The sequence below is a fragment of the Streptomyces sp. MUSC 14 genome (genome assembly GCF_001866675.1).
In the GTDB taxonomy this organism is placed as follows: domain Bacteria; phylum Actinomycetota; class Actinomycetes; order Streptomycetales; family Streptomycetaceae; genus Streptomyces.
Genome location: NZ_MLYN01000053.1, coordinates 71266 through 77386 on the forward strand (window position 1 = coordinate 71266; position 6121 = coordinate 77386).

Here is a 6121-nt window from a genome sequence, read left to right on the forward strand (position 1 = left end):
CAGCCGGTCAGCGGCTGTCTCGGTGTACGTGTGCTTCGGCCAGCAGGAGGTAGCTGCTGGCGGTCCAGGTGTAGGCGCGGTCGCGCAGACCCGTGCCGGTGAGGGCGTCGAAGTTCTCGGCGAAGCCGTGGGTCTCGCACAGGGCGCGGAAACGGGCGCTGATGTCGTCCGCCAGCCGGTGGTGCCCGGCGCGGCGCAGGCCGTCCTCGACGAGGACGGTGGCGGGGGCCCAGATCGGGCCGCGCCAGTAGCCGTCGGCGAGATAGTGCGGTGAGGTGGTCAGTTCCGTGGCCAGGCCGTACGGGGTGAGATGGGCCTTGATGTGGTCGGCGAGCGCGCTGGCGACCTCGCCGGGCAGGTGCTCGCCCAGCACGATGGGCATCAGGTCGAGGAGGCTTGAGCTGCTCCAGGTGTCCCCGCCGGCGACGCCCTGGGTGACGAATCTGTCCCCGCTCCAGAGCTGCTCCAGCAGTGCCGTCTGGGTCTCCGCGGCCGACCGCGTCCACCGGCGCGCCTCGTCCTGCCTGTCCAACTCGATTGCCAGATCGGCGAGTTCATGCAGTTGGAGGACAAGGAAGGCAGCAAGGTCGGCGGTGACGACCACCCGCTCGGGGTCGAAGGTGGTGGCGTTGTCCCAGCCGCTGTCGTTGCCGTGCTGGTAGTGGGCCAGTTCGGCGCCGGGGGCCCGTCGTGCGGTGAGCCAGAAGTCGGTCCAGCGCTCCAACCGGTCGTACACCTCCGCCAGCTCGGTCTCACCGGGAGGTGCCGGCAGACGGCGGCGCAGGCGGCCGAAGGCCCAGCCGTGGATGGGCGGCTTGACGAAGTTGTAGAGCACCTCGGAGTGAGTGACCGAGTCGGGCAGGGCGCCGCCGGCGTCCTGGTGGTCGAAGGGCAGGGCGAACTGGTTCAGGGCCAGTTCGGGGCAACCGGGGGCCAGGGCAAGGGCGTTGAAGCAGTGGTCCCAGCTCCAGACCTTGTCCATCCAGTGCTTGGACATCAGCACGGCGGGGCGGGTGACCAGGCCGGTCGGTCGCACGGTCGCCGACCAGACGACGTAGGCGGCGAGCTCGGCGGCCGGGGTGGCGGACGAGCGCCAGGGGGCCACGGCGTCGACGAAGTCCCTGAAGCCTCTCTTCTCGGCCGCCACGATCTCGTCGAAGGGCGCCGCGTAGGCGTAGGGCGGACGAGAGGCGTCGAGTTCCTCGATCGCCATCTCCCAGGTCCCGTCCGCCGCGCCAACCAGGGCGAGACCGCGGTCGCCGCTGCCCAGTTCCTGGGCTCCGGCCGGGTCGGCGAGGGTGCCGGACAGCACGGTGACGCGGTACCGGCGTCCGGTCTCGTACGAGGTGAAAACGTGCCCGTTCGCTGCCGGGTCGTGGAAGAAGTACGTTCCGCTGAACGGCGTCAGGGTCCGCGCGGCGGCGAAGACGCTGATGCCCAGGCCGCTCCCCCGCAGCCGCACGGTGTCCGGCGACTCGTAGGCGAGGTCGACGCGCCCGTCCTCACCGATCCAGCTGAGCAATCCCGGTGTCGCCTCGACGCGGGCCGCGGCCCGCTCACCCGTCGCCGGCTCCAGGGGGACCAGGCGCAGGACGCCGTGCATGCCGTTCTGGTGCGAGACGAGGTGGAGGTCCTCGGCGTACGTCTTCTCGGCCACCACGGGCGAGATGTCGAACCAGGATCCGTACGTGCTGAACGGAATGTCGTGGACGGAGAAGGCCGGGCCTGAGGGGGCGGCGGTCATGATGCGTGACTCGTTTCTCGGGCAGGGGGCACCGGCCGACTGGCGTACGTGCAGCCGGAGCGGTTGTGACGGAAGGGGGGCTCAGTCCTTGACGGCGCCGGCGGTCACTCCGGCGGCGACGTAGCGCTGGGCGAGGACGAGGATCACGGCGGTCGGCAGCGAGGCCACGACGGCGGTCGCCATGATGGCGTTCCACTGCTGGTTGTTGTTGCCGATGTAGTGGTAGATGCCGAGGGTGATCGGCTCGTGGGCGCCGCCGCCCGCGAGGGTGCTGGCGAAGACGAAGTCGGACCAGGACCACAGGAAGGTGAACAGGGAGACCGTGACGACGGCGTTGCGGCTCATCGGCAGCACCACGGACCAGAAGGTCCGCAGGGCCCTTGCCCCGTCCATCTGCGCGGCCTGGATCAGCTCGCCGGGGATGCCGGACATGAACGCCGTGAAGATCAGGACGCCGAAGGGGACGGCCAGGGTGGAGTCGGCGACGACGAGCCCGGGGACGGACTGGAGCAGACCCAGTTGGAGGTAGATGGCGTAGAAGCCCATCGCCATGATGATGCCGGGGATCATCTGGGCGGCCAGCAGCACGAAGCTCAGGATGCCGCCGCCGCGCGGGCGGAGTTTGGCCAGCGCGTAGCCGGCGGGTGCGGACAGGGCGATTGTCAGGACGACGGTGCCCAGGCCGATGACGAGGCTGGTGCCGAGGTAGAGCAACTGCTCGTCGAGGACGGTGCGGTAGCCGGACAGGGTGGCGTGCACAGGGAGCAGATCCGGTGGGCTCTTGCGCATGTCCTGGTCGCGGGTCAAGGACACGTTGAGCATCCAGTAGACCGGGAAGAGCATGAGCGCGGTCAGCAGCACACCGACGGTCGTCTTCCACCACGTTCGGCTGATGCTCCGGTTCATGACAGGGCCTGCTTCCGCTGGACCCTGACGTAGACCAGGCCGAAGACGAGGGCGGCGACCACGAGCAGGTTGCCGACGGCCGCTCCCGGGCCGAAGGCGGGCAGGAGGTTGCCGAATCCGAGCTGGTAGGACCAGGTGGCGAAGGTGGTGGACGAGTCCGCGGGGCCGCCCTTGGTCATGATCCAGATGATGTCGAAGACCTTGAGCGTGTAGACCAGCCCGAGCAGCAGGGTGATCGCGGACACCGGGCGCAGCAGCGGGAAGGTGACGCGCCAGAATCGCTGCCAGGCGTTGGCCCCGTCGAGGGCGGCGGCCTCGTACAGGTTCGCGGGGATGGACTGCAGGCCGCTGTAGAGGACGACCAGGTTGAACGGGACACCGATCCAGATGTTCGCGACGATCACCGAGGTCAGCGACCAGGACGGTGAGGTAAGCCAGTTCACCGGCGTGATACCGACGGCGCTCGCCAGAGCGTTGACGATGCCGGAGTCGCTGTTCAGCATCCACGACCAGGTGGAGGCCGACACGATCAGCGGGAGCAGCCAGGGCACGAGGAACAGGGCACGCAGGGTGGCCGACAGCCGGAAGTGCTGGTTGAAGAAGACCGCGAGGGCCAGCCCGATGGCGTACTGGAAGACCAGGCACACGGCGGTGAAGACGGCCGTGTGGAGCAGGGCCGGGGCGAAGGTCGGGTCGTCGAAGACGGTCTGGTAGTTCCTCAGGCCCGTGAAGGGTGCGTTGCCCTGCACGAAGGAGCGGACGGTGTAGTGGCGCAGGCTGAGGTCGAGGTTGCGGTACAGCGGATAGACATAGAAGAGGGCGAGATAGACGGTCACCGGAGCGAGGAATCCCCAGGCGGCCCACTGCCGGGAGGTCGGACGGCGGCGTGTCCTGGTGCGGGCCGGAGGCAGGGCGGCGGTGCCTGCCCCGTACCGGACGCGCGCGGACCGATGGTCCGGCGGATGGGTGGTCTGCTTCATCGGTCCCACCTCACTTGGCCGCGCCCTGCGCCGAAGTGAGCGCTTCCCTGGGCGACTTGGAGCCGCTGAGGGCGGACTGGACGGCCTTCCACATCTGCTCGGAGATCTTGGGGTACTTGGTGCCCAGGCCGTCACTCGTGCGTCCCTTGGCCGACTTGACCGCGTCGACCCATGGCTTCAGCTCGGCGTTCGCCGCCACCTGTTTGTCCTGGACCTCGCTGGTGGGGGCCACGTAGGACAGGGCGGTGTCGGTGTCGTAGACATTGCCGCTGCTGGTCAGGCAGGTGGTGAGCTTCTGGGAGGTGGTGTAGCGGGCGGTGTCGTCCTGGACCGGGATGGTGACGAACTCGCCGCCGGTCGGGGCCGCCGCGTTGCCCCCCGTGGCGGCGGGGACGGGCAGCACCCCGTAGTCGAGCCCGGCCTTCTTCGCATTGGCGAGCTGCCAGGTGCCGTTCTCCGCGAAGGCGTAGTCGCCGCTGGCGAACTCCTGCCAGCTGGTTGTCTGGGTGTTGTTGAGCACCGAGTTGGGGGCGTAGCCCTGCTTCAGCCAGCCCGTCCACAGCGACAGGGCGGACACGGCCTGCGCGGAGTCGAGCCCGGTCAGCTTGGCGCCCGCGCCCCAGAACCAGGGCAGGAACTGGAAACTGCCCTCCTCCGTGCCGATCGCCGAGAACGTGACGCCCTTCTTGCCCGCCTTCTTGACCTTCGCCAGCGCCGCCGTCAGCGACGTCCAGTCCTTGACCGAGGCGATGTCCACCCCGGCCTCCTTCAGCACCTTCTTGTTGTAGTAGAGGGCCAGGGTGTTGGCGCCGATCGGCGTGCCGTACGTCTTGCCTCCCGACTGGCCGGCCGCGAGCAGGTTGGGGTCCACCGCCGAGGTGTCCAGCTTGGTGTCCTCGGTCGTGGTGAGCACGCCCGCCTCGGCCAGGGTCGACACCACCGGGTTGTCCACGATGAGGACGTCCGGCGAGTTCCCCTGCTGCGCCGCCAGGAGCGTCTTGTTGCCCAGGTCGCTGGTGTCGAAGGCGGTACGCTTGATCTTCACCCCGGCCTCGGTGCCGCACCGGTCCAGCAGCTTCACCCAGGCCGAGCCCTTGTCGAACTGCGGGTACGGGTCCCAGACGGTGTACGTGCCGCTGCCGGCGCCCTTGGCGTCGGTGCTGTCCGAACCGGAGGAACAGGCGGTGGCGCTGACGGCCACGGCCAGGGCGGCCAGGGCTGCGGCGGTCAGACGACGCTGTCTGGATTAGTGCTTCATCGCAGGGATTCCTTTGATTTAGGCATGTCAATACTGAGGCACGGACTGACGCGGAGAGACGGGCACGGCGAACGGCACCGTTGAGCGGTTCGAGCGCCCGGTGGTGTGACGAGGATTGAAAGGGGGTTACGTGGATGCGGTCAGGGCGTCGTGCCGGACCGCGCGTCCACGGTGGGTGTGACTCCCGCAGGCCCGGTGCTGGCCCGCAGGGAGATCGGCGGCGTGAGGAGATGGTGCCGGGGCGGCGCGTCGGGATGGTCGAGCCGCTCCACCAGCAGGTCGACGGCGCGCCGGCCCATCTCCGCCGCCGGGACGTCCGCCGCGGTGAGCTGCGGGGTCACCGTCTCCGCCCACCGGCCGGCCACCACCCCGGTGACGGAGAAGTCGCGCGGCACATGGCGGCCCGCCTGGGCGAGCCCCCGGTAGAGGCCACCCAGCGCGGCCTCGTTCAGCGTGACCAGGGCCGTGGTGGCCGGGTCGTCGCGCAGGATCTGCTCCACGCAGGCCTGGCCCGACGCGGCGTCGTCCCCGCAGCAGTACGTCCGCACCGTCAGCCCGCGCTCGGCGGCCGCCTTGGTGAAGCCGTCCAGGCCGCGGTGCGCGGACTCGTACCCGGCCCGCAGCAGCTGCTGGGGCCGGTTGACGAAGGCGACCCGGCGATGGCCGAGATCCGCCAGATGGTGCACGCACGCCGCCGCCAGCGCGGTGTGGTCCAGGCCCACCCACCAGCCGTCCTCCGGGTGGGCGGTGCGGCCGATGGCGACGGAGGGGAAGTCCAGTACGGCCAGGTGATCGACCCGGTCGTCCTCCAGCCTGATCTCCATCAGGATCGCGCCGTCGACCCGCCGCTCGCCCAGCAGCCGCTGGAAGGAGCGGTCGCTGTCCACACCGCTCGGCGACAGAAGCACGTCGTAGTCGCGGGCCGCGGCGGCCTCCACCACACTGCCGATGAAATCCAGCTGCATCCCCGTGTAGTGGTCCCCGGCCGGCGGGAAGACCAGACCGATCGTGCTGGTCCTGCCGTTGGCCAGCGCGCGGGCACTGGCGCTGGGCCGGTAGCCCAGCTCGTCGACGACCTGCTGGATCTTCCGGCGGGTCTCCTCCGACACCGGGCGCTTGCCGCTCAGCGCGTACGACACGGTGCTCCGCGAGACACCGGCCCGCTTGGCGATCTCACCGATGTTCACGGGAACTCCTTGCTCGGTCGTGTCCCTTGTCGTGGTGTTGGGGATC

At 69.6% G+C, this 6121-nt stretch carries 5 protein-coding genes; all 5 read right to left on the reverse strand.

Translation table 11 applies throughout. The annotated features are described in order from the left end of the window. Nucleotides 1–7: 7 nt before the first annotated feature. A complete protein-coding gene (locus BIV25_RS32205; protein ID WP_071376015.1) occupies nt 8–1744 on the reverse strand; it encodes an amylo-alpha-1,6-glucosidase in 1737 nt (578 codons plus the stop codon). Nucleotides 1745–1825: 81 nt separating this feature from the next. Then, nucleotides 1826–2650: a carbohydrate ABC transporter permease gene (locus tag BIV25_RS32210; protein WP_071376016.1), complete on the reverse strand. Its 825-nt coding sequence runs from the start codon at nt 2648–2650 to the stop codon at nt 1826–1828. Continuing rightward, nucleotides 2647–3630: a carbohydrate ABC transporter permease gene (locus BIV25_RS32215; RefSeq protein ID WP_071376022.1), complete on the reverse strand. Its 984-nt coding sequence runs from the start codon at nt 3628–3630 to the stop codon at nt 2647–2649. The genes BIV25_RS32210 and BIV25_RS32215 overlap by 4 nt, the downstream gene beginning before the upstream one ends. Nucleotides 3631–3640: 10 nt before the next feature. Further along, a complete protein-coding gene (locus tag BIV25_RS32220; protein WP_371273087.1) occupies nt 3641–4831 on the reverse strand; it encodes an extracellular solute-binding protein in 1191 nt (396 codons plus the stop codon). Between the two features lie 197 nt (nt 4832–5028). Next, nucleotides 5029–6075: a LacI family DNA-binding transcriptional regulator gene (locus BIV25_RS32225; RefSeq protein WP_071376017.1), complete on the reverse strand. Its 1047-nt coding sequence runs from the start codon at nt 6073–6075 to the stop codon at nt 5029–5031. Nucleotides 6076–6121: the final 46 nt, after the last annotated feature.